This window comes from Nonomuraea rubra, assembly GCF_014207985.1.
Taxonomy (GTDB): Bacteria; Actinomycetota; Actinomycetes; order Streptosporangiales; family Streptosporangiaceae; genus Nonomuraea; species Nonomuraea rubra.
In genome coordinates, this window is sequence record NZ_JACHMI010000001.1 from 12746727 (window position 1) to 12771598 (window position 24872).

A 24872-nucleotide genomic window follows, 5' to 3' on the forward strand; every position below is an offset into this window, starting at 1 on the left:
CGAACGCGTACGGTCTCCTTCGCCCACGCTCGGCGAGAACCACGTACGGTGGACGGTATGCAGGTGATCGACTGGGATCTGGCCGTCACGACCGGCACGCGCCTGGTGCGCCCCGGCCCACAGGTGAGCCGGGAGGAGGCCAGGCAGGCCGTCACCGAGCTCCGCACCCTGTCGCGCGAGGCCGAGGGCCACGTCCGGCAGTTCACCCAAATCCACACCGAGACCGCGCCGCAGCCGGCCACCATCGTCGACCGGCCCGGCTGGATCAAGGCCAACGTCCAGGGCTTCCGCGTGGTCCTCGAACCGCTCACGCAGCGGATGAGCGCCGGCGCCAACCAGGCTCCGGCCATCGTCACCGCCGTGGGCTCCCGCATCACGGGCGTCGAGGTCGGCGCCGTCCTGGCCTTCCTCGCCTCCCGCGTGCTCGGCCAGTACGAGCTCTTCCTCCCGCCCGACCCCACCGGCCAGGAGCCGGTCGGCCGGCTGACGCTCGTCGCGCCCAACATCGTCCACGCCGAGCGCGAGATGAACGTCAACCCCCACGACTTCCGCCTGTGGGTCTGCCTCCACGAGGAGACGCACCGGGTGCAGTTCACCGGGGTGACGTGGCTGCGCGAGTACGTGCGCTCGCAGATGACCGAGTTCCTGCTCGCCTCCGACCTCGACCTGCCCACCCTCCTCGAACGCCTCCGCAACGCCGCCGACACGGTGGCCGACGTGGTGCGCGGCGGCGAGGGCAACCTCATCGACGCCATCCAGTCGCCGGGCCAGAAAGAGATCCTCGACCGCCTCACCGCCGTCATGACCCTCGTGGAGGGCCACGGCGACTACGTCATGGACGCGGTGGGCCCGTCGGTGGTGCCGTCGGTGGCCGAGATCCGTTCCAAGTTCGCCCAGCGGCGCGAGGGCGGCTCCCGCCTCGACCGCACGGTGCGGCGGCTGCTGGGGATCGAGGTCAAGATGAAGCAGTACGCGGAGGGCTCGGCCTTCGTGCGTACGGTGGTGGACCGGGTGGGGATGGACGGCTTCAACAAGGTCTGGACCTCCCCGGAAACCCTCCCCACCACCCAGGAGATCGCCGACCCGACCGCCTGGATCAGCCGCGTCATCGGCACCCCAGCCCTCCCGGCCTAACCCTCACCCGCCCGAGCCGGCGGGTTGACCACGCCCACAGCCCGCGCGCCTCGCAGCCCCGGGCCGGTGGGTTGACCCCCTCCCTGTAGCGTGCGCGCCTCGCAGCGCCGCGTCGGCGGGACGTGGTGTGGTGGAGTTCGGCGCCGGGGTGCGGTGCCCAGCCTGACGTGCCGGATACCACCTGGCGCGTCAGACGCACTGGAGCACACATGCCGCGTCAGATGCGACGATGGCACCCGTGGGCCCACATCCAGCCATAGCCGACGTCCGCCGAGCAGTCCGTGAAGCCCTGGCCGACCTCGACAGGGACGCCCTCGTCCTGGCAGCCTGCAGCGGCGGAGCGGACTCGCTGGCCCTGGCCGCCGCCCTGGCCTTCGTGGCCCCCCGCCTGCACCTGCGCGCCGGCCTCCTCACCGTGGACCACCAGCTCCAGCCCGGCTCCAAGGCCCGCGCCGCAACGGTGAAGGACCTGGGAGAGCGCATGGGCCTGACCCCAGCGGAGATCCTCACCGTCACAGTGGGCACGGAGGGCGGCCCCGAGGCGGCGGCCAGGGAGGCGAGGTACGCCGCCCTGGCCGAGGCGGCCGACAGGCTGCAGGCGGCGGCCGTCCTGCTCGGCCACACCAGGGACGACCAGGCGGAGACGGTCCTCCTGGGCCTGGCGCGCGGCAGCGGCCCCCGTTCCCTGTCCGGCATGGCGGCCAGAGCGGGCCGCTACCGCAGACCCCTGCTCGCCCTGTCCAGGCAGACCACCGTGGCCGCCTGCCGGGCGGGGAACCTCACCCCCTGGGACGACCCGCACAACGAGGACCCGAGGTACACCCGGGTACGCGTCCGCCGCACCGTCCTCCCGGTCCTGGAGCAGGAGCTGGGCCCGGGGGTGGCGGAGGCGCTGGCGCGGACGGCGGCGCTGGCGCGGGAGGACGCGGACGCGCTCGACGAATGGGCAGAGTCGGCGTACCAGAATTGCGCTCTTAGCGATATCGGCGAGTCGGTGAAACTGGCGGTGGCCGAGTTGGAAAAGCTGCCCGCCGCAGTCCGGCGGCGGGTGCTGCGGCGGGCGGCGATCGCGGCGGGATCCCCGTCCGGCGCCTTGTCGGCCACCCATGTACTGGCCGTGGACCGGCTGATCACGCACTGGCGCGGGCAGAAAGCCGTTGACCTGCCCGGGGGTCTGTCGGCCGTCCGGCGGTATGGCACCCTGATATTCGCCATCAGTCCCATCGCGTAAGGAACCACAGGTGGACGCTGCCGACATGGGCAATGACCTGGAAAAGGTGCTCATTCCAGAGGATGAGCTCCAGGCCAAGATCAAAGAGCTTGCCGGCCGGATCGACGAGGATTACGCGGGCAAGGACGTCCTGCTCGTGGGCGTGTTGAAGGGCGCCGTCATGGTGATGGCCGACCTGGCCAGAGCGTTGCATGTGCCGGTGCAGATGGATTGGATGGCGGTGTCGTCGTACGGCGCGGGCACCAAGTCCTCCGGCGTCGTACGCGTGCTGAAAGACCTCGACACCGACATCTTGAACCGTCACGTGCTGATCGTCGAGGACATCATCGACTCCGGCCTGACCCTGCACTGGCTGCTGGAAAACCTGAAGTCGCGCAATCCCGCGTCGCTGGAGATCTGCACCGCGCTGCGGAAACCCGACGCGGTGAAGGTGCCGATCGACGTCAAATACGTGGGCTTCGACATTCCCAACGAGTTCGTCATCGGTTATGGCCTCGACTACGCCGAGCGATACCGGAACCTTCCGTTCATCGGCACTCTGGCCCCGCACGTTTACACGTAGCAATCTCTGTCATGGCCGGGAACATCGCCCAACGTGACGTACGTTGATAGGGCAAGACCGGTGTAGCGGGCGGTCCCTCCGTGCGCGTCGCCGGTGTACCTTCAGACTCCGGGAGGGTGACCACGTGTCCCCTTCGGGTAGTCAGAAGTCGCGGTGCCGGATGCCGCGGCCCCGGGCGTGCCCGGGGTTCCAGGCCATGGTCAGGAAGGGACGGGCCCGCAAGGGGTTCCGCATCGGATGGATCTCAAGCGATTTACACGTGGGCCACTGCTGTGGATCCTGGGCATCGTCGTGCTGCTCCTCCTCGTCACCCAGCTCTGGAGCGGGGGCGGGAATTACAAGACGGCCGACACGTCCTTGGTTCTTCAGCAGATTCGGTCCGGAAACGTCAGCAACGCCAAGGTTATCGACAAGGACAACCGGATCGAGGCGACGCTGGTCAACCCGATCTCGGTCAAGCCGGGTGACGCGCCGACCAAGCTGATCCAGACGAGCTGGGTCACCGGTTACGGCAGCAAGCTGACCGACGAGCTCCAGGCTCAGGTCGACGCCGGCAAGACGAAGAGCTTCACCACCGAGGTCCCCCAGGAGAACATCCTGCTCAGCCTCCTGGTGAGCTTCCTGCCGATCGTCGTCATCGTGCTGATCTTCCTGTTCCTGATGAACCAGATGCAGGGCGGCGGCTCCCGGGTGATGAACTTCGGCAAGTCGAAGGCCAAGTTGATCACCAAGGACACCCCCAAGACCACGTTCGCCGACGTCGCCGGCGCCGACGAGGCCATCGAGGAGCTCCAGGAGATCAAGGAGTTCCTGCAGGCCCCGGCCAAGTTCCAGGCGATCGGCGCCAAGATCCCCAAGGGCGTGCTGCTGTACGGCCCGCCCGGCACCGGTAAGACGCTGCTGGCCCGCGCGGTCGCCGGTGAGGCCGGCGTGCCGTTCTACTCGATCTCCGGTTCCGACTTCGTCGAGATGTTCGTCGGTGTCGGTGCCTCGCGGGTTCGCGACCTGTTCGAGCAGGCGAAGGCCAACGCCCCGGCGATCATCTTCATCGACGAGATCGACGCCGTCGGCCGCCACCGCGGCGCCGGCCTGGGCGGCGGTCACGACGAGCGCGAGCAGACGCTGAACCAGCTGCTCGTCGAGATGGACGGCTTCGACGTCAAGGGCGGCGTGATCCTCATCGCCGCGACGAACCGGCCCGACATCCTCGACCCGGCGCTGCTGCGTCCCGGCCGCTTCGACCGGCAGGTCACCGTCGACCGCCCCGACCTGGAGGGCCGCAAGGGCATCCTCAAGGTGCACGGCCGCGGCAAGCCGTTCGCGCCCAACGTCGACCTCGACGTCATCGCGCGCCGCACCCCCGGGTTCACCGGCGCCGACCTGGCCAACGTGATCAACGAGGCCGCCCTGCTCACCGCGCGGGCCGACCAGAAGCTGATCACGATGGACACCCTCGAGGAGTCGATCGACCGCGTCATGGCAGGGCCCGAGCGCAAGACGCGGGTCATGTCGGACAAGGAAAAGAAGATGATCGCCTACCACGAGGGCGGTCACGCGCTGGTGGCGCACGCGCTGCCGAACTCCGACCCGGTCCACAAGATCACGATTCTGTCCCGCGGCCGCGCCCTCGGTTACACGATGACGCTGCCGATGGAGGACAAGTTCCTGGCCACCAGGTCCGAGATGATGGACCAGCTCGCGATGCTGCTCGGCGGCCGCGCGGCGGAGGAGCTCGTCTTCCACGAGCCCACCACCGGCGCCTCCAACGACATCGAGAAGGCCACGGCCGTCGCCCGCCGCATGGTGACCGAGTACGGCATGAGCGAGCAGCTCGGCGCCCGTAAGTTCGGCACCGGCCAGGCGGAGGTCTTCCTGGGCCGCGAGATGGGTCACGAGCGCGACTACTCCGAGAAGATCGCCTCCACGATCGACGAGGAGGTCCGCCGGATGATCGAGACGGCGCACGACCAGGCGTGGGACATCCTGGTCGAGTACCGCGACGTGCTCGACAACCTGGTGCTGGAGCTCATGGAGAAGGAGACCCTCTCCCGCGAGCAGGTGCTGCAGATCTTCGCTCCGGTGATCGTCAAGGAGCACCGCCCGTCGTACGCGGGTTACGGCAAGCGGCTCCCCTCCGATCGCCCGCCGATCCTGACCCCGAAGGAGCAGTCGGCCAACGGCTCGCTCACCACGGGCCGCCAGGACGCCCTGCCTTCCGGGGACAGTGCGTGACGCAGCACGACGTCGACCTCGGGCGGATCGAGAAGGCCGTTCGCGAGATCCTCTACGCCATCGGCGAGGATCCCGACCGTGACGGCCTGGTCGAGACGCCCGCCCGGGTCGCCAGAGCCATGGCCGAGCAGTATTCGGGGCTCGGCCAGGCGCCGGAAGACGTACTGAACAAGGTGTTCGACGTCGACCACGACGAGATGGTGCTGGTACGCGACATCGAGGTCTACTCGACCTGCGAGCACCACCTCGTGCCGTTCCACGGCCTGGCCCACGTGGGGTACATCCCCAACGAGAAGGGCCAGGTCACCGGCCTGTCGAAGCTCGCGCGCCTGGTGGACGTGTTCGCCCGCCGCCCCCAGGTGCAGGAGCGCATGACCTCGCAGATCGCCGACGCGCTCATGCGGGTGCTGGAGCCGCGCGGGGTCATCGTGGTGGTGGAGTGCGAGCACCTGTGCATGACGATGCGCGGCGTGCGCAAGCCGGGCGCCAAGACCGTCACCTCGGCCGTTCGCGGCGACTTCCGCACCAGCGACAAGACCCGATCCGAGGCCATGGCGCTGATCCTCGGCCGCTGAACGGCGGCCGATGACCGAACGGGGTACCCACGATGTCAGCAGGTGTGGGGAAGCGCCTAGGCTTGGCCCATGACTAGCGTGCCCATCAGCGTGCCGGGAGGTGCGGAGCGGTGCCTCGTCATGGGTGTGGTCAACGTGACGCCCGATTCGTTCAGCGATGGCGGCATGTGGTTCGACGAGGCGGCGGCCATCCAGCACGGCTTCGAGCTGGTGCGCGAGGGCGCCGACATCGTCGACGTGGGCGGCGAGTCCACCCGCCCGGGCGCGGCCAGGGTGTCCATGGACGAGGAGCTGGCCCGGGTCGTCCCGGTGATCAGGGCGCTGTCCGCCGAGGGGGTGGTGGTCAGCGTCGACACGATGCGTGCCGAGGTGGCCAAGGCCGCGGTGGAGGCGGGCGCGCGGATCGTCAACGACGTGAGCGGCGGCCTGGCCGACCCGGCGATGCCGCGCGTGGTCGCCGCGACCGGGGTCACGTACGTCGTGATGCACTGGCGCGGCCACAGCCACGACATGTACTCGCGTGCCGTCTACGCCGACGTGGTGACGGAGGTGCGCGAGGAGCTGAGCAAGCGGGTGGACCTGGTGCTGGCCGAGGGGGTCACGCCGGAGCAGGTCGTGCTCGACCCCGGCCTCGGCTTCGCCAAGAACGCCGAGCACAACTGGGCCGTGCTCGCGGGCATCCCGCGCCTGGCCGAGCTGGGCTTCCCGCTGCTCATCGGGGCATCGCGCAAACGTTTCCTCGGGCGGCTGCTGGCCGATCCCGACGGCACGCCACGGCCGTTCAGCCGCAGTGACGACGCCACCTTGGCTGTCACCGCGCTGGCGGCGCACGCCGGCGCCTGGTGCGTACGCGTGCACGAGGTAGGTCCCAACGCCGATGCCGTGCGCGTGGCGGCCGCATGGAAGAGAGCCGGAGCAGGCACATGAGCGTCGACACCGCCGCGATCGAGACGGTCAACCAGGAGTTCTACGCCGCCATCGAGAGTGCGGACCTGGACAAGATGACCGAGATCTGGGCCGAGGACACCGCTGACGACCAGGTGAGCTGCGTGCACCCGGGCTGGACCCTGCTGACGGGCCGCCAGGAGGTGCTGCGCTCCTGGGCCCTGATCATGGCGAACACCACCTACATCCAGTTCGTGCTGACCGACGTCAACACGACCGTGCTGGGCGACGTGGCCGTCCTCACCTGCGTGGAGAACATCCTGACGGCGGGCGAGGAGGGCGAGGCCAGCTTCGCCGCGGGCAAGGTGGTGGCCAGCAACGTCTACATCCGTACCTCGCAGGGCTGGCGGTTGTGGATGCACCACGGCTCGCCGGTCCTCCAGGGCGACGACGACGAGGAGGAGGAAGGCGAGCTTGAGCCTTGATCGCATCGCTCTCAAGGGCCTGCGGGCCCGGGGCAGGCACGGCGTGCTCGCTGCCGAGCGGGAGCTCGGGCAGGAGTTCGTGGTGGACGCGACGCTGTTCCTCGACACCGCGCCGGCCGCGGCCGGCGACGACCTGACCAAGACCGTCCACTACGGCGAGCTGGCGCAGGCGCTGACCGAGGTGGTGGAGGGCGAGCCGGTCGAGCTGATCGAGACGCTCGCGCAGCGGCTGGCCGACGTGTGCCTGGCGAGCGAGCTGGTGCGTAAGGTCGAGGTGAGCGTGCACAAGCCGGCGGCGCCCATCCCGCTGCCCTTCGACGACGTGATCGTGACCATCGAGCGGAGCCGCGCATGAAAGTGGTGCTCTCTCTCGGCAGCAACCTGGGACGCCGGTTCCAGACGTTGCAGGGTGCCGTGGACACGCTGTTCGACGCGCCGGGGCTGGAGTTCGTCTCGGCGTCCCCGGTCTACGAGACCGACCCGGTCGGCGGGCCCGGCGGGCAGCGCCCGTACCTCAACGCGATCGTGGTCGCGGAGACCACGCTCGCCCCGCGCACGCTGCTGGAGCGGGCGCAGAGCGTCGAGAACGCCTTCGGCCGTGAGCGCGCCGAGCGCTGGGGGCCTCGGACGCTCGACATCGACCTGATCGTGGTGGGCGAGACCGTCTGCGACGACCCCGACCTGACGCTGCCGCATCCTCGGGCGCACGAGCGCGCGTTCGTGCTCGTGCCCTGGTCGAAGGCTGACCCGGAGGGGGAGGTGCCCGGTCGCGGCCGGGTGGCGGAGCTGCTCGGCGGGCTCGGCGAGCAGGGTGTCCGCCTGCGTGAGGATCTGAGACTGCAGAGGCCCGATTGAAGCCCACCCGTCCCGCCGTCCTGGTCGGCATCCTCGTCGTCGTCGCCCTGATCACCTGGGCGGTGGTCAGCCGCAACTACTCGGGGCTGCCGCTCATGCCCTGGACCGCGATCCCCACGCTGTTGCTGCTGGCCCTCGGCGAGGCCTACAGCGGCTGGGCGACCAAGGCCAGGATCGCCAGGAAGCCGGGCATGAAGCCGGTGGAGCCGCTGGCCGTGGCCCGGCTGGCGGCGCTGGCGAAGGCCTCGGCGTACGCGGGGGCGGTGTTCGGCGGGGTGTTCGCCGGGTTCGCCCTGCACACCGTGCAACTGCTCGACCGGGAGACGCCGCGCGGGGAGTTCTTCGTCGCGACGGGCTCGTTCGTCTCGTGCGTGGTGCTGGTCTGCGCGGCGCTCTACCTGGAGCACGCCTGCCGCATCCCGAAGGAGCCGGAGGAACGTCCGCGCGACTAGTGCTCGTCGGGCAGCTCCTCGATGGCGCGCAGACCGTCGGTGACCAGGCGGTCGTACCACATCTCGCGCTGCAGCAGGCGTAGCGCGCGGCGCAGGACGTCGCTGGGCCGCTCACCTTCCCGCAGCGCGGTGCGAATGATCCGCTCGTCTTCGGCGTTGGCCCGGAAGGCGATGTCAGCCATGGTCAGAGCTTATGGACCCGCTGACATCCTTGTCCTGCGTTTGCCTGACGGGAGCACGCCTGCGCCCGAAGAGGTAGATGACCGGAGCGGTGCAGATGAGCGGCCCGACGATGGCGATCGGCCGCTCCAGCCACCACACCGAGTCCGGCGGGATCCGGTCTCCCAGCGTGCCGAACAGCCACCACGACAGCCCCAGGGAGATCGCCATCCCGGTCGTGTGGAACAGGAACAGCGGCAGCGAGTACCGGTTGATGAAGTCGTTCAGCCGCCGCCAGCGCGGCCGTTCCAGCACCCGTTCCATGGCCGGCCTGAGCACCTCGACCAGTCCGATCTGGAACAGCAGCAGCGCCACGATCACGAACGTCGGCGGCGCCATGTTGGAGAACTTGTCACCGGGCACCCCCACCATCGAGCCCGGGTAGATGCCCGAGTAGACCAGCCCGAACAGGGCGAACAGCCCGGTCCACAGCAGCGCGATGTCGTAGCGCCTGGGCAGCGCCACGATCCGGTCGTAGAAGAACCCCGCCTGGTGCGCCAGCCCCCACACGATGATCATGTTGAGCCAGGCGGCCCACTCGATGCCGTACCGGAAGCGCAGCACGTCCACCACCAGGGCCGCGCCGCCGAGCCAGATGAGGGTCAGCACGTCGTACCGCTGGTGCAGCCAGAGCGCGAGGGGCAGCAGCGCGATGAGCACGAGGTAGACGCCGAGGAACCACAGCGGGCTGAGCACCAGCAGCACCACCCGCCACATCCAGTCGACATGGAACGTGTACGTCACCACCGCCCCGATGACGATCCACACTCCGGACAGGAACAGCGCCGGTAAGGCCAGCGCGCGGATGCGCCGCCAGACGAACGCGCCGATCCCGGTGCCGCGGGCCCTGGCCCGGTGCCAGGACAGCAGGTGCACGTGGCCGCCGACGTAGAAGAACAGCGGCAGCACCTGCAGCAGCCAGGTGAGGATCCACAGCCCGCTGGTGAAGCCGAGCGGGCTGGTGGGTTCGGGTCCGTACGGTTTCCAGTCGAGGATCGTGAAGGCCCAGTGCCACACCACCACGACGATCAGGCTGAGCGCCCGCAGCCAGTCGACGTACTTGTCGCGTTCCTGAGCCGTCACTTGTCGATGTCACCCACCACGAAGAACATGGAGCCGAGGATCGCCACCATGTCCGCCACGAGATGCCCGGGAAGCATCTCGCGCAGCACCTGGATGTTGCTATAGGAGGCCGAGCGCAGCTTGAGCCGCCACGGCGTCTTGTCGCCCTTGGAGACCAGGTAGTAGCCGTTGATGCCGAGCGGGTTCTCCGTCCACGCGTACGTGTGCCCCTCGGGCACCTTGAGCACCTTCGGCAGCCGCTGGTTGATCGGCCCGGGCGGCAGCGAGCGCAGCCGGTCGACGCACGCGTCGGCCAGGTCGAGGGAGACCTTGAGCTGTTCGAGCAGCACCGTGAAGCGGGCGTGGCAGTCGCCGGCGCCGCGGGTGACGACCTTGACGGGCAGCTCGGGATAGGCCAGGTACGGATCGTCGCGCCGCAGGTCGAGGTCCACGCCGGAGGCGCGGGCGATGGGGCCGCTGACGCCGTACTGCATGATCTGCTCGCGCGTCAGCACCCCCACGCCCTTGGTGCGGGCGATGAAGATCTCGTTGTGCAGGATGAGGTTCTCGATGTCGGGGACCCGGCGGCGGGTCTCGGCGACGGTGGCGGAGACGCGGTCGAGCCAGCCGTACGGCAGGTCCTCCTTGAGCCCGCCGACCCGGTTGAACATGTAGTGCATGCGCCCGCCGGAGATCTCCTCCATCACGGCCTGGATGCGCTCGCGCTCGTTGAAGGAGTAGAACAGCGGCGTCATCGCGCCCAGTTCGAGGGGGTAGGAGCCGAGGAACATCAGGTGGTTGAGCGCCCGGTTGAGCTCGGCCAGCAGCGTACGCGCCCACACGGCCCGCACCGGCGGCTCCATGCCCAGCATGCGCTCGGCGGCGAGCACCACGCCCAGCTCGTTGGCGAAGCCCGACAGCCAGTCGTGCCGGTTGGCCAGCATGATGATCTGACGGTAGTCGCGCACCTCGAACAGCTTCTCCGCGCCCCGGTGCATGTAGCCGATGATCGGCTCGGCGGTGGCGATGCGCTCGCCGTCGAGCGTCAGCCGGAGCCTGAGGACGCCGTGGGTGGACGGGTGCTGGGGGCCGATGTTGAGGATCATGTCCTCGGTGGCCAGCTCTTTCGCGCCCGCGCCGATTCCGACCACTCGTTCCGTCATACGGGCCATGCTGCCACCGACCACGGTGGTGATCCAGCGCGGGGGCAGGTCAAGAGATGGTATGGAAACGCATCGTGAAGCCGGACATGGGGAGGAATACCGGGAACGGGGGGAGAAAACACCATGAAGAGAGTTCTCTTTGATGTCGCGGCACTGATCGCGCGCGTCGCGACCGGCGTGATCTTCGTGGCACACGGCTGGCAGAAGTGGCAGAGCGGGCTGGGTGCCACGACACAGGGCTTCAGGGAGATGGGGATCCCGACGCCCGAGCTGGCCGCCGGTTACGCGACCGTCGTCGAGACCGTTGGCGGCATCTTCCTGATCCTGGGCCTGCTGGTACGCCCGGTGGCGCTGCTGTTGCTGATCAACATGCTCGGCGCGATCATGTTCGTGCACGGTACCAAGGGCGTGATGGTCGGCGAGGGCGGCTGGGAGCTGACAGGAGCCCTCGGCGCGCTCAGCCTGCTGTTCCTGGCGCTGGGGGGTGGCCGGATCAGCCTGGACGCCATCTTCGGCGCGATCTTCCGCAGGCGTGCCGAGCGGCGTACGGCCGAGGAGGAGCTGACGGCCTACGGGCCGGGCAGGACGACCGCCGCGGGCACGACGGCAGGCGGAGTGGCCGGCACGACGACCACCGGCGGCCCCACCACGACCACCGGCGGCCCCACGACGCCCGCTCCCGCGCCCGGCGAGCAGCCCGAGGTGCCCCGGCAGCCGGACGCGCCCAGCACGGCACCCAGCTCTGGGAGGCTCAACGACGACGACATGCGGGAGATCGACGCCCTCGTCTCCGACGAGCCACCGCAGCACCGCAAGCCGCCGAACGGCTGACCGGCCCAGCCGGACCTAGAGGCGGGAGACCAGGTCACGCACGGCCTCGATCAGCCGGTCCACGTGCTCCTGCGTGGTGCCGATCCCGATCGAGGCCCTCACCGCCGACGCGGTGTCGTCGTCACAACCACCATCGGCGGAGTCCAGCAGATGCCGCACGAACGGGTGCGCGCAGAACTTCCCGTCGCGCACCCCGATGCCGTACTCGCCGGACAGCGCCTCGGCCACCTCGCGGGCCGAGTACCCGGCCACGGTGAACGACACGATGCCGACCCGCGGGTGGTCGTCCCCCCACAGCGACAGCTCCCGTACACCCGCGATCGAGCCCAGCCCCGCTCGCAACCGCGCGATCAGCCGCTCCTCCTCGCGGACCAGCTCGGTCCACCCGGTGGCGGTCAGCGCGTCGCACGCGGCCGCCAGGGCGATGGCGCCCAGCACGTTCGGGGTGCCCGCCTCGTGCCGCGGCTCCGGGTCGTCGTGCCACTCGACGTCCTCCCCGACCGAGCGCACCGCGCCCCCGCCCTTGAGGTACGGAGTCCCCTCCGCCAGCCAGTCCCGCCGCCCGACCAGCACCCCGGCGCCGAACGGCGCGTACAGCTTGTGCCCGGAGAAGGCCACGTAGTCCAGGTCGAGCGCCGTCAGGTTGAGCTTGCGATGCGGTACGAGCTGCGCCGCGTCCACCAGGATGCGGGCCCCGTGCCGGTGCGCGATGTGGGCCAGGGCGGCGATCGGCCACAGCTCGCCGGTCACGTTGGAGGCGGCGGTGACCACGAGCAGCTTCGGCCCGTCGATCCCGGCCAGCGCCTCGTCCGCGGCGCGCACGGCCTCGCCGGGGAAGGCGGGCGGCGCCAGCCGTACGGCCTGGGGCCAGGGCAGCAGGGAGGCGTGGTGCTCGGTGTCGAAGACCACGGCGGTGGTGCCTGCCGGCAGGCAGCCGGCCAGCAGGTTCGTGGCATCGGTGGTGTTGCGGGTGAAGATCACGGCATCGTCCGGCCGGGCGCCGACGAACGCCCTGACCGTGTGGCGGGCCTGCTCGTACCTGGCGGTGGTGAGCTGCGAGGCGTAACCGGCGCCGCGGTGGACGCTGGAGTAGGCCGGGAGCGCGGCGGCGACGGCGGCGCTGACCGGCTCCAGACAGGGCGCGCTGGCGGCGTAGTCCAGGTTGGCGTACCCGACGAGCCGGCCGCCCTTGACGGGCACTTCCAGATCGGCGCCGATCACGGCGGGGATCGGCCGGCCGGCCGAGGTGGCCGGAGCGGTCCCGGCGGCGGCGTCACGGGCGGAGCTGAAGATCGTGAGCGTGGACACGGCAAACCTCCTGCGGGGTCATCGGACCCCTGGGAGCAGCCACGGAGCCCGCGCTTGCCCGCCACACCTCGTGGCGGACCAGGTCTTCACCCGGGGCACCCCGCCGCGGACGCGAGGGTTGCCGGCCAGCTAGCCGGGGCTTGTCGCTGGCACTCATGACCTACGTCGTGAACTATAACCGACAGCCGGGCAGGAAACGCAAGACCGCGAACTAATGCCACCTGTGACTCGTTGCTACCGGGAAACCCCCGAAATGTCCCCCCTGAGTCATGGAGGTGAGCAGATGTTGGACTGGGTGACCGACCCGAACATCTGGATCGGCTTCTTCACCCTTGTCGCCCTGGAGATCGTGCTCGGGATCGACAACATCATCTTCATCTCCATCCTGGCCGGCAAGCTGCCCCCTGAACAGCGGGACCGGGCCAGGGTGCTCGGTCTGGCCGCGGCCCTCATCAGCCGGCTGCTCCTGCTGCTCGGCCTGTCGTGGGTGGTCCAGCTCACCGAGCCGCTGTTCTCCGTACTCGGCCACGAGATCTCGGGGCGGGACCTGATCCTGCTGCTCGGCGGCCTGTTCCTGCTGGGCAAGAGCGTCACGGAGATCCACCACAGCATGGAGGGACCCTCCGGCAAGGACGGCAAGCAGGCCGCCGCGGCCTCGTTCGCCTCGGTGATCGTGCAGATCATGGTGCTGGACATCGTGTTCTCGCTGGACTCCGTCATCACCGCGGTCGGCATGGTGGACGAGATCGGCGTGATGATCGCGGCCGTCGTGGTGTCGGTGGCGGTGATGTTGTTCGCCTCCGGGCCGATCAGCAGGTTCGTGGACCAGCACCCGACGATCAAGATGCTGGCGCTGGCCTTCCTGGTGCTGATCGGCGTGGTGCTCGTCGCCGAGGGGCTCGACCAGCACATCCCGAAGGGGTACATCTACTTCGCGATGGCGTTCTCGGTCATCGTGGAGCTGCTCAACATCCGGATGCGCGGCAGGCACACCAAGCAGGTGGAAGGCGATCCTAAGATGCAGTAGTGGGCTTTGATCCTTGGAATCCGGATTTCGTGGCTTACCCGTACAGGGTTTACGACGAGTTGAGGCGCGAGGCGCCCGTCAGCTACTTCGAGCCGACGGGCCAGTGGCTCATCGCCCGGCACGCCGACGTGAACGCGCTGCTCAGGGACCGCCGGCTGGGCCGCTCGTACCTGCACGTGGCCACCCACGAGGAGTTCGGCAGGCCGCCGGAGCCGGAGTTCCAGGAGCCGTTCTGGCGCGTGATCAGGGCGGGCATGCTCGACGTGGAGCCGCCGGTGCACACCAGGCTGCGCCGGCTGGTCTCCAGGGCGTTCACGCCCCGCATGGTCGAGTCGCTGCGCCCCCGCGTCCGGGCAATCGCCGGGAGCCTGGTGGACGCTTTCGTGGAAAAGGGCGGCGGTGACCTGATCGCCGAGGTCGCCGAGCCGCTTCCGGTCACCGTGATCGCGGAGATGCTCGGCATCCCGGACCAGGACCGCCACCTGCTGCGCCCCTGGTCCGCCGACATCTGCGGCATGTACGAGCTCAACCCGTCCCCCGAGGCCCAGCACACCGCGGTCCGCGCGGCCTCGGAGTTCTCCGGCTACCTCAAGACCCTGGCCGCCCAGCGCCGGCGCAGCCCCGGCGACGACCTCGTCAGCGCGCTCGCCCAGATCGACGAGCTGACCGAGGACGAGCTGGTCGGCACCTGCGTCCTGCTGCTCAACGCCGGTCACGAGGCCACGGTGAACGTGACGGGTAACGGCTGGTGGTCCCTGTTCCGGAACCCCGGCGAGCTGGACAGGCTGCGCGCCGACCGCTCCCTGCTGCCCACGGCGGTGGAGGAGCTGATGCGCTGGGACACGCCGCTGCAGATGTTCGAGCGCTGGGTGCTGGAGGACATCGAGGTGCACGGCGTGCGGATCCCGCGCGGCTCGGAGGTGGCGCTGCTGTTCGGCTCGGCGAACAGGGACCCGGCCGTGTTCGCCGACCCGGACCGGCTCGACGTGGGCCGGGCCGACAACCCGCACATCTCCTTCGGCGCCGGGATCCACTTCTGCCTCGGCGCGCCGCTGGCCAGGATCGAGCTGATGGAGTCGTTCGGCGCGCTGCTCGACCGGGCGGCCACGCTGGAGCTGCGGCACGAGCCCTCCTGGAAGCCGGGCTACGTCATCCGCGGCCTGCACGCGCTGGAGCTCACCGCCACCGCCTGAGACCGGTTCGCGCCGGAGCCGAGAGGAGCGGCCGACTTCGACCGGCCGAGCCAGCCGGACATCGCCGCAGACCGTTTCACTTCGACTGGCTGAGCCAGCCGAACCCGCCGAGCCCGGACGCGTCGATCAGCTCGCCCTCCTCCGAGGCCCGCGCCAGGGCCCGGAGGTAGCCGCGCGGATCGCTGCGGGCCAGCTCCAGCGGCGGCCGCTCGCCGGTGAGCCCCAGCTCCCGCAGCGCCTCCCGCTGTGTGGACAAGGTTGTGGATATCGCACCGGCCCGCCGCCCGGCCTCCGCGCACGCGTCGAGCGCGACGTGCGCGGTGATGTCGCAGGTCCCGTCGGGTACGGGCGTGACGACCGCCCCGTCGCGATACCCGGTCAGCGTGCCGTGCAGCGGCCGGTTGTCCACAGGGTGTGCATAATCGATGGCGATCGCCCGCCCCCTGGTGAGACGGACGAGCACCGACGCCCACGCCTCGTCGCGCGGTCGCCCGATCTCGGCCCGCGAGCCCACGCGGCCGAGCGGCCACCACCGCTCCAGCCAGCTCCGGTCGGCCGGCCGCAGCGGGCCGCCGACGTGCTCCTCGCCCGTGTGCACGTTGACCATGACCAGCCGCGGCCCCTCGGAGGTCTGCTCGACCACGTCGAGCGGCACGTTGTCCAGCCACTCGTTGGCGATCGCCAGCCCGGTGATCTCCGTCGGCAGGACCGGCGACCACTCGATCCGCTCGGGCAGCCCCGCCGGTCTGGGCGAGAGGTCCACGGCCGTGACGCGCAGCCGGTCGCGCAGCCGGGGCTCGGCCGCCTCCAGCACCTGCGTGACCAGCACGCCCTCGCCCGCGCCGATGTCGACCAGGTCGAGCACGTCTGGTTCGCCCAGGTCCGCGTCCACCTCCGCGAGCAGCGCCAGGACCGCGCCGGCGAAGGCCGCCGAGGCGCTGACGGAGGTGCGGAAGTGGCCCGACGGGCGTTCGCGGAGGTAAAAGCCCTCCTCGCCGTACAGCGCGCGCTCCGTTGCGACGCGCCAGGTGAGCCACATGCCTGGACTATCTCATGACTCGCGACAGGCACGCACCGTCATCATATGACTACTCAAGGTCGTGAACTTGCGGTAGCGTTTACCCATTGTCACCGAGTGGTCGCGTTCCGCCAACCCCCAATTGGCCGATCCCGGTCACTCCCGACCATGCACCCGCGGTCCCGTGCCGCGAAACCGAGAGGAGCCCTCATGCTGAAGAAGGTCCTGGTCGTCACCGGAGCCGTCGCCATGATGTCGCTGGCCGTCCCGGCGCACGCCGACATCATCACCGACGGCGCAGGCGGTGTGCTCTCCGGCAACCAGGTGGTCGCCCCGATCACCGCGCCGATCAACATCTGCGGCAACGCCGTGGCCGTCATCGGCGTCGCGGTCGCCGGCTGCAAGGGTGGCGCCGGCGTGCACGCCCCTCACCACTACTGATGGGAAAAGAGCCCGGGCCGACGCAGGTCGGCCCGGGCTCGTCCCCCGGCCGGTCAGTCGGCGGATGACCGGCCGGCGCACCTCCAAGGGGTCGCATCGTGCGGGCGTCGGGCCTCGATCCGGGACTCGGCGCCCGCTGCCATGCGATGAACCCCTCTCCTCATCTCTTCCGACAGGGGGTGCACGTTTTGTATGCCCTTGTCGCTTTTGCGAATAACTCAACGCGCGGCAAAACACCGGTCACGCTCGTCACTCTGAGAGGCCGTTACGCTGGTCGGCAGTGCCATCACGGTCGACAGGGGTGAGACGTCATGGACGCAGGGGATCGCCCGGCACGGCTGACCGTCGGCGTGCTCGGGGCGGGCAAGGTCGGCTCCGCTCTCGGCGCCGCGTTGGCGCAGGCCGGGCACAGGGTCGTGGCCGCCAGCGGCGTGTCCGACAACTCGCAGCGATGGGCGGCCGACCGGCTCGGCGTCACGCCGTCCCAGCCCGACGAGGTGGTGGCGGCGGCCCAGCTGGTCCTGCTCACCGTGCCCGACGACGCGCTGCCGCACCTTGTCAGCGGCCTGGCCGGCACCGGCGCCGACCTCCACGGCAAGATGCTGGTGCACACCAGCGGCGCGTACGGGCTGTCCGTGCTCGACCCGGCCGCCGAGGCAGGGGCGCTGCCGCTCGCGCTGCACCCGGTGATGACGTTCACCGGCAGGGACGACGACCTCAACAAGCTGACCGGCATCTCCTACGGCGTCACCGCCCCCGAGGTGCTGCGGCCCGTCGCCGAGGCCCTGGTGATCGAGATGGGTGGCGAGCCGGTGTGGATCGCCGACGCCGACCGCCCGCTCTACCACGCGGCCCTGGCCAACGCGGCCAACCACATGGTCACGCTCATCGCCGAGTCCTCCGACCTGCTGCGGGGCATCGGGGTCGAGCATCCGGGCCGCATGCTGGGCCCGCTGCTGGGCGCGGCCCTCGACAACGTGCTGCGGCTGGGCATCGCCGGGCTGACCGGCCCCGTCGTCCGCGGTGACGCGGGCACCGTGCGCAAGCACGTCGACGCGCTGATCCTGGCCGCGCCCGAGGCGGCCGACGCCTATGTCGCGCTGGCCAGGCTCACCGCGGACCGGGCGCTGGCCGCGGGGCTGCTCAAACCGGAGGAGGCGGAGCGGCTGCTCGACGCGCTGGGGGGCAATATATGGACCTGACCGTCGCGTTGGGAGGGCTGTTATGGAGCTGATCGTCGCCAGGGGCCGGGAAGACCTGGTCAAGGCGCGCCGTGGAGGCACGGTGGCGCTGGTGCCCACCATGGGCGCGCTCCACGAGGGCCACCGGTCGCTGATCAGGCAGGCCCGGGTGCGCGCCGATCAGGTCGTGGTCAGCATTTTCGTCAACCCCCTCCAATTTGGTCCTAACGAGGATTTTTCACGCTATCCACGTACATTTGAGTCCGATCTTGATGCGTGCCGGGCCGAGGACGTGGACGTCGTCTTCCACCCGGCAGCCGAGGACATGTACGCCCCCGACCGCCAGGTGGGCGTCTCCGCCGGGCAGATGGGCCGGATCGTCGAGGGCGCCTTCAGGCCGGGGCACTTCGACGGCGTGCTCACGGTGGTGCTGAAGCTGTTCAACCTGGTGCAGCCCGACCTGGCGGTGTTCGGCCAGAAGGATGCCCAGCAGCTCGCCCTGATCCGCCGCATGGTCGCCGATCTCGACCTGCCGATCGAGATCCTGGGCGTGCCGACCGTACGCGAGCCCGACGGCCTGGCCCTGTCCAGCCGCAACCGGTACCTGTCGGGCGACGACCGGCGGGTGGCGCTGGCGCTGTCGCGGGCCCTGCGGGCGGGCGCGGCCCAGCTCACCCCGGCCGAGATCCGGCGGACCGCGCGCGCGGTGCTCGACGAGGCCGGCCCCGAGCTCGACGTCGACTACCTGGCCCTGGTCGATCCGGCCACGTTCACGGAGGTCGGCGACGGCTTCGAGGGCATGGCCGTGCTCGCGGTGGCGGCCAGCGTCGGCTCCACGCGGCTGATCGACAACGTCACCCTCACCTTGAATCCCAGCTGAGGCGGATTACCGTCGGGAGCATGACGGACGAGGAGCTGAGGGACGAGCTGCTCCGGCGCATGGAGATGGACCGGGCCATGCGCGACCCGGCCAAGGGCGTCCCCGGCGACAAGCGGCTCGCACGCCTGCAGCGGCTCGACGAGGGCAACACGGCCTGGCTCTACACCGTCGTCGCCACCCGTGGCTGGCCGCTGATCTCCCAGGTGGGGGAGCGGGCCGCGCGGGCGGCCTGGCTGCTGGCGCAGCACGCGACCTCCCGTGACGTGCAGCGGCTGTTCCGCGAGGTGATGGCCGACGCCGTGGAGTCGGACGAGGCCTCGCCGCGCGACTTCGCGTACCTGGTGGACCGCGTACGCGTGCGCTCCGGCCGTCCCCAGCTCTACGGCACCCAGTTCCACGACGGCGCGGACGGCCTGGAGCCCATGCCGATCGAGGATCCCGAGCTGCTGGACGAGCGGCGCAGGGCCGTCGGGCTGGAGCCGTTCGCCGAGTACGAGGCGTTCATCAGGAAGAGCGGGAGTCACTGAGCAACCCCCGGGGCATGTTCCCGCCACCCCAGGCGTTATCGTCATATTGACGAAATCACCACTCCAGGGATTATCGTCATACTGACGAAATCGCCTCAGTGAGGAGACCCCCATGAGCGCACCGGTGATTCCCCTGCGTCTGACCGCGCCGGAGCCCGGCTGGACCGTCGAGGCGGACGTGGTCGTCGTGGGCTCCGGCGTCGCGGGACTGACCGTGGCCCTGCACTACACGGAGCTGGAGCCGGCGGCCAAGGTCCTGGTCGTCACCAAGGACGTGCTGTCGGCCGGCTCCACCCGCTGGGCCCAGGGCGGCATCGCGGCCGTGCTCGACCCGCGCGACACCCCTGACGAACACCTGAACGACACCTTGGTCGCCGGCGTGGGGCTGTGCGACGTGCGGGCGGTGCGCACGCTCGTGACCGAGGGCCCCGGCGCGGTGCGGCGGCTCATGGAACGGGGTGCCCGCTTCGACCGGACCCCCGAGGGGGAACTCCAGCTCACCAGGGAAGGCGGGCACCATCGGCGCCGGATCGTGCACGCCGGCGGCGACGCCACGGGCGCCGAGGTGCAGCGGGCGCTCGTCGAGGCGGTCAGGGCGAGCCGGATCGAGGTGATCGAGCACGCGCTGGTGCTCGACCTGCTCAAGGACGCCAGAGGCCGGGCCAGGGGCGTGACGCTGCACGTCATGGGCGAGGGCGCGCGTGACGGCGTGGGCGCGGTACGCGCCAGGGCCGTGGTGCTCGCCACCGGCGGCATGGGCCAGGTCTACGCCGCCACCACCAACCCCGCCGTCTCCACCGGCGACGGCGTGGCGCTGGCCCTGCGGGCCGGGGCCGTGGTGCGCGACATCGAGTTCGTGCAGTTCCACCCCACCGTGTTGTGGCTCGGCGAGGGCTCGAAGGGCCAGCAGCCGCTGATCTCGGAGGCGGTCAGGGGCGAGGGGGCCTTCCTGACCGACCACGAGGGCAACCGCTTCATGGCGGACGTGCACGAGCTGGCCGACCTGGCGCCGCGCGACGTCGTGGCCAAGGCCATCCTGGGGGTGATGCGCCAGACGGGGCGCGAGCACGTGTACCTGGACGGGCGGCACTTCGGCCGCGACAAGTGGGAGTCCCGCTTCCCGACGATCTACGCGGTCTGCCGCGAGCACGGCATCGACCCGGCCACGCAGCCGATCCCGGTCTCGCCGGCCGCCCACTACGCCAGCGGCGGCGTCCGTACGGACCTGCACGGCCGTACCTCCATCGACGGCCTGTACGCCTGCGGCGAGGTCGCCTGCACGGGCGTGCACGGCGCCAACCGGCTGGCCTCCAACTCCCTGCTGGAAGGGCTGGTCTTCGCCGAGCGCATCGCCGAGGACATCCACGCGGTACGCCCCGCGCCCGGGGAGCCGGTGCCGGGCGCGGCCGCGGAGGGGCTGGTGGACCCCAGGGCCAGAGGCAGGATCCAGGCCCACATGAGCACCGGGGCGAGCGTGCTGCGCAGCCGCGAGTCGCTGATCGCCACGGCCAGGGCGCTGCGCGACGCGCGCTGGACCCCGGTCCAGGTGCCCGCGTGCACCGAGTCCTGGGAGGCCACGAACCTGCTCACCGTCGCCACCGTCCTCACCGGCGCGGCGGCGGCCCGGCTGGAGACGCGCGGTTCACACTGGCGCGAGGATCACGACACCCGCGACGACGACGAATGGCTGGGTCACCTGGACGTGACCCTGACGGAGGAGGGCCTGCGCATGACGTACACACCGCACGGCGACGCGATGCCGCCGCGCCTGGCGCACGAGCTGACCGCCGCCGGGCTGGACCCGGCCGAGGTGGACGCGCTGATCGACCGGGCGCTCGCCGAGGACCTTCAGGAGGCGGGCGACGTCACGAGCCTGGCCACCATCCCGGCCGACCAGCGCTCGATCGCCGACGTGGTGGCCCGCAAGGACGGTGTGGTGGCCGGGCTGGCGGTGGCCGAGGCGGTGTTCGTGCGGCTGGGCGCGGCCCGGGCCGAGCGCGTGGCCAAGGACGGCGAGCAGGTCAGGGCCGGTGACGTGCTGATGACCGTCGAGGGCCCCGTGCGGGCCCTGCTGACGGCCGAGCGCACCGCGCTCAACCTGCTCACGCACCTGTCCGGGGTGGCCACGCTGACCGGCCGCTGGGTCGAGGCGGTCAGCGGCACCGCGGCCCGCGTGCGCGACAGCCGCAAGACGCTGCCGGGGCTGCGGGCCCTGGAGAAGTACGCCGTCCGCTGCGGGGGCGGCGTCAACCACCGGATGTCGCTGTCGGACGCCGCGCTGATCAAGGACAACCACGTGGTGGCCGCCGGCGGCGTGGCCGAGGCGTTCAGGGCGGTCAGGGAGCGGTACCCGGACCTGCCGATCGAGGTGGAGATCGACCGGCTCGATCAGCTCGACCCGGTTCTGGACGAGGGGGCCGAGCTGATCCTGCTGGACAACTTCACGGTCGAGGACACAGCTCGTGCTGTACATGTCGTGAAAAATCGGGCGAAAAACAGGGTTGCGCTTGAAGCGAGCGGGGGATTGACCTTGGAATCGGCCCGTGATGTGGCGGAAACTGGCGTCGACTACCTTGCGGTGGGAGCGCTAACGCACTCAGCGCCGGCCCTTGACATCGCACTGGATCTGCGGGGGTAATTGATGCTGCTCACGATCGACGTCGGCAACACGCACACGGTGCTGGGGCTGTTCGAGGGCGAGGACGTCATCGAGCACTGGAGGCTGGCCACCGACGCCCGCCGCACCGCCGACGAGATCGCTGTCGTGCTCCAGGGTCTGCTGGCCCAGTCGCCGCTGCTCAAGGGGGCCGACGTCGACGGCATCGCCATCTGTTCCACCGTGCCGAGCGTGCTGAACGAGATGCGCGAGATGTGCCGCCGTTACTACGGCGACGTGACCGCGGTGATCGTGGAGCCGGGGATTCGCACCGGGGTGCCCGTACGCATGGACAACCCCAAGGAGGTCGGCAGCGACCGGATCGTGAACGCGCTGGCCGCCATCGACCAGTACGGCGGCCCCTGCATCATCGTCGACTTCGGCACCGCGACCTCCTTCGACGCGGTCTCGGCCAAGGGCGAGTACGTCGGCGCCGTCACCGCCCCCGGCATCGAGATCTCCGTGGACGCGCTGGCCGCCGCCGGCGCTCAGCTGCACAAGGTCGAGCTGGTCAGGCCGCGTTCGGTGATCGCCAAGAACACCGTCGAGGCGCTCCAGGCCGGCATCATCTACGGCTTCGCGGGCCAGGTGGACGGCATCGTCGAGCGCATGGCGGCAGAGCTGGCCGACGACCCCGACGAGGTCACCGTGGTGGCCACCGGCGGGCACGCCGCCCTGGTGGTGGGCGAGTCCCGCTCGATCGACGTGCACGAGCCCTGGCTCACCCTCATCGGGCTCCGGCTGGTCTACCACCGCAACGCCTCGTGAGACAGCGAACGGCCCCCGCGAAGAAGCCGCGGGGGCCGTTCCTGTTTATCGGGGTCACTCGCTCTCGGCGGTGTAGAGGTACTCCCAGGGACCGCACTTCTTCGGGTAGCCCCCGTACGGGCCGACCTGGCAGACCCTCGCCCGCAAGCTGTAGACGTCGTGCTCCTGGAAGCCGAACTTCTTGTAGCCGGGATAGCCGCAGTACTTCTTGCCGTAGACCGGGGACCACTCGTGGTCGAAGTCGCTGGCCTGGAACTGGACGTACGCGCACTTGCCGCCCTCTTCGTAGGTGCGGTTGTCCAGGTCGAACAGCTTGCCCCTGACCGTGACCTCGTTCGACTCGCCGTGGTGGTCCCAGTCGACGCCGACCCAGCCCTGCGCCTTGGCCACGCCGTGCTTGGCGTACGCGGGGCCCCAGTACTCGGAGTAGTCGTACGAGCTCGCCTGGGCCGAAGCCGGCAGCGACAGGGCCACGGCGGTGGTCGCGGCGACAGCGGCGAGACCGGTCGCGATCTTCTTGAACATTTTCTCTCCTCGAGCTCCCTATGGGCCGGCTCCCTACCGGCTCCCCCCCCGAGCTCGTAAGAAAGTTGTAAATCGGGGCTCTTGCAGCGCTCCTTCAGCGACCTTCAGCGTTCCTTCAGTGTTCCTTCAGCGGGCCGACGAGCCCTTGCAGTTCGCCATATCCCCTACCCTTTGTTGTTGTGAGCGACGAACTTCCCGAGCAGATGCGCATCCGGAGGGAGAAGCTCGACCGCCTTCGCAGCGAGGGCGTCGACCCTTACCCGGTGAATTTCCCACGCACGGCGACCAACGCCGAGGTCAGGGAGAAATACCAGGGCCTGGAGCCCGACACCGCCACCGGCGACCAGGTCGCCGTGGTCGGGCGCGTCATGCTCAACCGCGTGGGCGGCAAGCTCTGCTTCGCCACGATCCGCGACGGCGGCGCCGACCTGCAGGTGATGATCTCGCTCGACAAGGTGGGCGAGGAGTCGCTGGCGAGCTGGAAGCGCGACGTCGACCTGGGTGACCATGTCGGCGTGGTCGGCGAGGTCATCACCTCCCGCCGCGGCGAGCTGTCCATCCTCGCCGACAGCTGGCAGATCACCGCCAAGTGCCTGCGCCCGCTGCCGGAGAAGCACGTCGGCCTCACCGACCCCGAGGCGCGGGTCCGCCAGCGCTACGTCGACCTCATCGTCAACGACGACGCCAGGAAGATGGCCCGCCTGCGCAGCGCCACGGTGCGCGCGGTGCGCGACTTCTGGCACGAGGAGGGTTACCTCGAGGTCGAGACGCCGATGTTGCAGCCGATCCACGGCGGCGCCGCGGCCAGGCCGTTCAAGACCCACATCAACGCCTACGACATGGAGCTCTACCTTCGCATCGCGATCGAGCTCTACCTCAAGCGGCTCGTGGTGGGCGGCATCGAGAAGGTCTTCGAGATCAGCCGGACCTTCCGCAACGAGGGCGCGGACTCCACGCACAACCCCGAGTTCACGATGGTCGAGGCGTACGGAACGTACCTCGATTATCACGACATGGCGGATCTGACCCAGCGGATGATCCAGCGGGCCGCCCTGGCCGCGCTGGACGGCACGGTGGTCGTGCACGACGGCACCGAGGTCGACCTCGGCGGCGCGCAGTGGCCCCGCATCCCGCTCCACCACCTCGTCTCCGAGGCGGTGGGCGAGGAGATCACCACCTCCACCACCCTGGAGGAGCTGCGCAAGATCGCCGACCGCCGCGAGATCCACTGGGACGCCAAGTGGGGCCCGGGCAAGCTCGTCCAGGAGCTGTTCGAGGAGCTGGTGGAGCACACGCTGATCCAGCCCACGTTCGTCATGGACTACCCGGTGGAGACCTCCCCGCTGGCCCGCGTGCACCGCGACAACCCGCTGCTGACCGAGAAGTGGGACCTGATCGGCTTCGGCACCGAGCTGGGCACCGCCTTCTCGGAGCTGAACGACCCGATCGACCAGCGCCGCCGCCTGGTGGAGCAGTCCATGCTGGCGGCCGGGGGCGACCCGGAGGCCATGCAGCTCGACGAGGACTTCCTCCAGGCCCTGGAGTACGCCATGCCGCCCACGGGAGGCATGGGCGCGGGCATCGACCGGCTGATCATGGCCTTCACCGGCAAGAACATCCGCGAGACCATCCTGTTCCCGCTCGTCAAGCCCACTCAGTAGG

26 protein-coding genes and 1 riboswitch are annotated in these 24872 nt (G+C 70.1%); of the genes, 20 read left to right on the forward strand and 6 right to left on the reverse strand.

Features of this window, described 5'->3' with window-relative positions:
- Nucleotides 1–57 precede the first annotated feature (57 nt).
- The 10 genes from HD593_RS59260 (at nucleotide 58) to HD593_RS59305 (ending at nucleotide 8411) form a co-directional block, all read left to right on the forward strand.
- Nucleotides 58–1134, forward strand: a complete 1077-nt coding sequence (locus tag HD593_RS59260) for a zinc-dependent metalloprotease (RefSeq protein WP_185111545.1) — start codon at nucleotides 58–60, stop codon at nucleotides 1132–1134.
- Nucleotides 1135–1363: 229 nt separating this feature from the next.
- A complete protein-coding gene (gene tilS / locus HD593_RS59265) occupies nucleotides 1364–2365 on the forward strand; it encodes a tRNA lysidine(34) synthetase TilS (RefSeq protein WP_185111546.1) in 1002 nt (333 codons plus the stop codon).
- Between the two features lie 10 nt (nucleotides 2366–2375).
- Entirely contained in the window at nucleotides 2376–2927 is a 552-nt protein-coding gene (hpt, locus tag HD593_RS59270; RefSeq protein WP_312904423.1) for a hypoxanthine phosphoribosyltransferase, read from the forward strand.
- Nucleotides 2928–3164: 237 nt separating this feature from the next.
- Nucleotides 3165–5159, forward strand: coding sequence for an ATP-dependent zinc metalloprotease FtsH (ftsH, locus tag HD593_RS59275; protein WP_185111547.1), 1995 nt, complete (start codon nucleotides 3165–3167; stop codon nucleotides 5157–5159).
- Nucleotides 5156–5734 carry a GTP cyclohydrolase I FolE gene (gene folE / locus HD593_RS59280; RefSeq protein ID WP_185111548.1) on the forward strand — a complete coding sequence of 193 codons (579 nt, stop codon included), beginning with the start codon at nucleotides 5156–5158 and terminating at the stop codon, nucleotides 5732–5734. The genes ftsH and folE overlap by 4 nt, the downstream gene beginning before the upstream one ends.
- A 69-nt stretch (nucleotides 5735–5803) precedes the next feature.
- Nucleotides 5804–6661: a dihydropteroate synthase gene (gene folP, locus HD593_RS59285; RefSeq protein WP_446686255.1), complete on the forward strand. Its 858-nt coding sequence runs from the start codon at nucleotides 5804–5806 to the stop codon at nucleotides 6659–6661.
- Entirely contained in the window at nucleotides 6658–7104 is a 447-nt protein-coding gene (locus HD593_RS59290; protein WP_185111549.1) for a nuclear transport factor 2 family protein, read from the forward strand. The genes folP and HD593_RS59290 overlap by 4 nt, the downstream gene beginning before the upstream one ends.
- Complete coding sequence (gene folB, locus HD593_RS59295; RefSeq protein ID WP_185111550.1) at nucleotides 7094–7459, forward strand: dihydroneopterin aldolase; 366 nt, start codon at nucleotides 7094–7096, stop codon at nucleotides 7457–7459. Before HD593_RS59290 ends, folB begins: the two co-directional genes overlap by 11 nt.
- Nucleotides 7456–7959 carry a 2-amino-4-hydroxy-6-hydroxymethyldihydropteridine diphosphokinase gene (folK, locus tag HD593_RS59300; RefSeq protein ID WP_185111551.1) on the forward strand — a complete coding sequence of 168 codons (504 nt, stop codon included), beginning with the start codon at nucleotides 7456–7458 and terminating at the stop codon, nucleotides 7957–7959. The genes folB and folK overlap by 4 nt, the downstream gene beginning before the upstream one ends.
- Nucleotides 7956–8411, forward strand: a complete 456-nt coding sequence (locus HD593_RS59305; RefSeq protein WP_185111552.1) for a DUF3180 domain-containing protein — start codon at nucleotides 7956–7958, stop codon at nucleotides 8409–8411. The genes folK and HD593_RS59305 overlap by 4 nt, the downstream gene beginning before the upstream one ends.
- On the opposite strand, the gene HD593_RS59310 is transcribed toward HD593_RS59305, so the two are convergent.
- The 3 genes from HD593_RS59310 to HD593_RS59320 are packed head-to-tail and all read right to left on the reverse strand — an operon-like array spanning nucleotide 8408 to nucleotide 10855.
- Nucleotides 8408–8593, reverse strand: a complete 186-nt coding sequence (locus HD593_RS59310; protein ID WP_185111553.1) for a hypothetical protein — start codon at nucleotides 8591–8593, stop codon at nucleotides 8408–8410. The genes HD593_RS59305 and HD593_RS59310 overlap by 4 nt on opposite strands.
- Nucleotides 8586–9713 carry an acyltransferase family protein gene (locus HD593_RS59315; protein ID WP_221525488.1) on the reverse strand — a complete coding sequence of 376 codons (1128 nt, stop codon included), beginning with the start codon at nucleotides 9711–9713 and terminating at the stop codon, nucleotides 8586–8588. The genes HD593_RS59310 and HD593_RS59315 overlap by 8 nt, the downstream gene beginning before the upstream one ends.
- A complete protein-coding gene (locus tag HD593_RS59320) occupies nucleotides 9710–10855 on the reverse strand; it encodes an NADH-quinone oxidoreductase subunit D (protein ID WP_185111554.1) in 1146 nt (381 codons plus the stop codon). The genes HD593_RS59315 and HD593_RS59320 overlap by 4 nt, the downstream gene beginning before the upstream one ends.
- Nucleotides 10856–10978: 123 nt before the next feature.
- On the opposite strand from HD593_RS59320, the gene HD593_RS59325 reads away from it, so the two are divergent.
- Nucleotides 10979–11686, forward strand: a complete 708-nt coding sequence (locus tag HD593_RS59325; protein WP_185111555.1) for a DoxX family protein — start codon at nucleotides 10979–10981, stop codon at nucleotides 11684–11686.
- 15 nt (nucleotides 11687–11701) lie between these two features.
- Here HD593_RS59325 and HD593_RS59330 read toward each other — a convergent pair whose 3' ends face one another.
- Nucleotides 11702–12994 (reverse strand): aminotransferase class V-fold PLP-dependent enzyme, encoded by a 1293-nt coding sequence (locus HD593_RS59330; protein ID WP_185111556.1) that lies wholly within the window; start codon nucleotides 12992–12994, stop codon nucleotides 11702–11704.
- A 45-nt stretch (nucleotides 12995–13039) separates the two neighbouring features.
- Nucleotides 13040–13155: riboswitch (SAM riboswitch) on the reverse strand.
- A gap of 122 nt (nucleotides 13156–13277) precedes the next feature.
- Here HD593_RS59330 and HD593_RS59335 point away from each other — a divergent pair.
- Nucleotides 13278–14021 (forward strand): TerC family protein, encoded by a 744-nt coding sequence (locus tag HD593_RS59335; RefSeq protein ID WP_185111557.1) that lies wholly within the window; start codon nucleotides 13278–13280, stop codon nucleotides 14019–14021.
- A gap of 29 nt (nucleotides 14022–14050) precedes the next feature.
- The gene (locus HD593_RS59340) at nucleotides 14051–15214 is read left to right on the forward strand and encodes a cytochrome P450 (protein WP_312904424.1); all 1164 of its coding nucleotides are present in this window, start codon (nucleotides 14051–14053) and stop codon (nucleotides 15212–15214) included.
- A gap of 76 nt (nucleotides 15215–15290) precedes the next feature.
- Here the strand turns inward: HD593_RS59340 and HD593_RS59345 are convergent, their stop codons facing one another.
- Complete coding sequence (locus HD593_RS59345) at nucleotides 15291–16253, reverse strand: SAM-dependent methyltransferase (RefSeq protein ID WP_185111559.1); 963 nt, start codon at nucleotides 16251–16253, stop codon at nucleotides 15291–15293.
- A gap of 189 nt (nucleotides 16254–16442) precedes the next feature.
- On the opposite strand from HD593_RS59345, the gene HD593_RS59350 reads away from it, so the two are divergent.
- The 6 genes from HD593_RS59350 (at nucleotide 16443) to HD593_RS59375 (ending at nucleotide 22685) form a co-directional block, all read left to right on the forward strand.
- Nucleotides 16443–16673: a chaplin family protein gene (locus tag HD593_RS59350; RefSeq protein ID WP_185111560.1), complete on the forward strand. Its 231-nt coding sequence runs from the start codon at nucleotides 16443–16445 to the stop codon at nucleotides 16671–16673.
- A 311-nt stretch (nucleotides 16674–16984) separates the two neighbouring features.
- A complete protein-coding gene (locus HD593_RS59355) occupies nucleotides 16985–17875 on the forward strand; it encodes a Rossmann-like and DUF2520 domain-containing protein (protein WP_185111561.1) in 891 nt (296 codons plus the stop codon).
- A gap of 22 nt (nucleotides 17876–17897) precedes the next feature.
- Entirely contained in the window at nucleotides 17898–18734 is an 837-nt protein-coding gene (gene panC / locus HD593_RS59360) for a pantoate--beta-alanine ligase (RefSeq protein ID WP_185111562.1), read from the forward strand.
- 20 nt (nucleotides 18735–18754) lie between these two features.
- Entirely contained in the window at nucleotides 18755–19261 is a 507-nt protein-coding gene (locus HD593_RS59365; RefSeq protein WP_185111563.1) for a DUF6624 domain-containing protein, read from the forward strand.
- Between the two features lie 112 nt (nucleotides 19262–19373).
- The gene (locus tag HD593_RS59370) at nucleotides 19374–21899 is read left to right on the forward strand and encodes an L-aspartate oxidase (RefSeq protein ID WP_185111564.1); all 2526 of its coding nucleotides are present in this window, start codon (nucleotides 19374–19376) and stop codon (nucleotides 21897–21899) included.
- Between the two features lie 3 nt (nucleotides 21900–21902).
- Entirely contained in the window at nucleotides 21903–22685 is a 783-nt protein-coding gene (locus HD593_RS59375) for a type III pantothenate kinase (protein WP_185111565.1), read from the forward strand.
- 54 nt (nucleotides 22686–22739) lie between these two features.
- Here HD593_RS59375 and HD593_RS59380 read toward each other — a convergent pair whose 3' ends face one another.
- Complete coding sequence (locus HD593_RS59380) at nucleotides 22740–23210, reverse strand: hypothetical protein (RefSeq protein ID WP_185111566.1); 471 nt, start codon at nucleotides 23208–23210, stop codon at nucleotides 22740–22742.
- Between the two features lie 179 nt (nucleotides 23211–23389).
- Between HD593_RS59380 and lysX the strand changes: the two genes are divergently transcribed.
- Nucleotides 23390–24871, forward strand: coding sequence for a bifunctional lysylphosphatidylglycerol synthetase/lysine--tRNA ligase LysX (gene lysX, locus HD593_RS59385; protein WP_185111567.1), 1482 nt, complete (start codon nucleotides 23390–23392; stop codon nucleotides 24869–24871).
- Nucleotide 24872: the final 1 nt, after the last annotated feature.

Bases quoted from the DNA above. Each gene is read 5' to 3' on its own strand.
- HD593_RS59260 (WP_185111545.1), top strand. From the start codon at position 58: ATGCAGGTGATCGACTGGGATCTGGCCGTCACGACCGGCACGCGCCTG.
- tilS (WP_185111546.1), top strand. From the start codon at position 1,364: ATGGCACCCGTGGGCCCACATCCAGCCATAGCCGACGTCCGCCGAGCA.
- ftsH (WP_185111547.1), top strand. From the start codon at position 3,165: ATGGATCTCAAGCGATTTACACGTGGGCCACTGCTGTGGATCCTGGGC.
- folP (WP_446686255.1), top strand. From the start codon at position 5,804: ATGACTAGCGTGCCCATCAGCGTGCCGGGAGGTGCGGAGCGGTGCCTC.
- HD593_RS59290 (WP_185111549.1), top strand. From the start codon at position 6,658: ATGAGCGTCGACACCGCCGCGATCGAGACGGTCAACCAGGAGTTCTAC.
- folK (WP_185111551.1), top strand. From the start codon at position 7,456: ATGAAAGTGGTGCTCTCTCTCGGCAGCAACCTGGGACGCCGGTTCCAG.
- HD593_RS59310 (WP_185111553.1), bottom strand. From the start codon at position 8,593: ATGGCTGACATCGCCTTCCGGGCCAACGCCGAAGACGAGCGGATCATT.
- HD593_RS59320 (WP_185111554.1), bottom strand. From the start codon at position 10,855: ATGACGGAACGAGTGGTCGGAATCGGCGCGGGCGCGAAAGAGCTGGCC.
- HD593_RS59325 (WP_185111555.1), top strand. From the start codon at position 10,979: ATGAAGAGAGTTCTCTTTGATGTCGCGGCACTGATCGCGCGCGTCGCG.
- HD593_RS59335 (WP_185111557.1), top strand. From the start codon at position 13,278: ATGTTGGACTGGGTGACCGACCCGAACATCTGGATCGGCTTCTTCACC.
- HD593_RS59345 (WP_185111559.1), bottom strand. From the start codon at position 16,253: ATGTGGCTCACCTGGCGCGTCGCAACGGAGCGCGCGCTGTACGGCGAG.
- HD593_RS59350 (WP_185111560.1), top strand. From the start codon at position 16,443: ATGCTGAAGAAGGTCCTGGTCGTCACCGGAGCCGTCGCCATGATGTCG.
- HD593_RS59355 (WP_185111561.1), top strand. From the start codon at position 16,985: ATGGACGCAGGGGATCGCCCGGCACGGCTGACCGTCGGCGTGCTCGGG.
- panC (WP_185111562.1), top strand. From the start codon at position 17,898: ATGGAGCTGATCGTCGCCAGGGGCCGGGAAGACCTGGTCAAGGCGCGC.
- HD593_RS59365 (WP_185111563.1), top strand. From the start codon at position 18,755: ATGACGGACGAGGAGCTGAGGGACGAGCTGCTCCGGCGCATGGAGATG.
- HD593_RS59370 (WP_185111564.1), top strand. From the start codon at position 19,374: ATGAGCGCACCGGTGATTCCCCTGCGTCTGACCGCGCCGGAGCCCGGC.
- HD593_RS59375 (WP_185111565.1), top strand. From the start codon at position 21,903: ATGCTGCTCACGATCGACGTCGGCAACACGCACACGGTGCTGGGGCTG.
- HD593_RS59380 (WP_185111566.1), bottom strand. From the start codon at position 23,210: ATGTTCAAGAAGATCGCGACCGGTCTCGCCGCTGTCGCCGCGACCACC.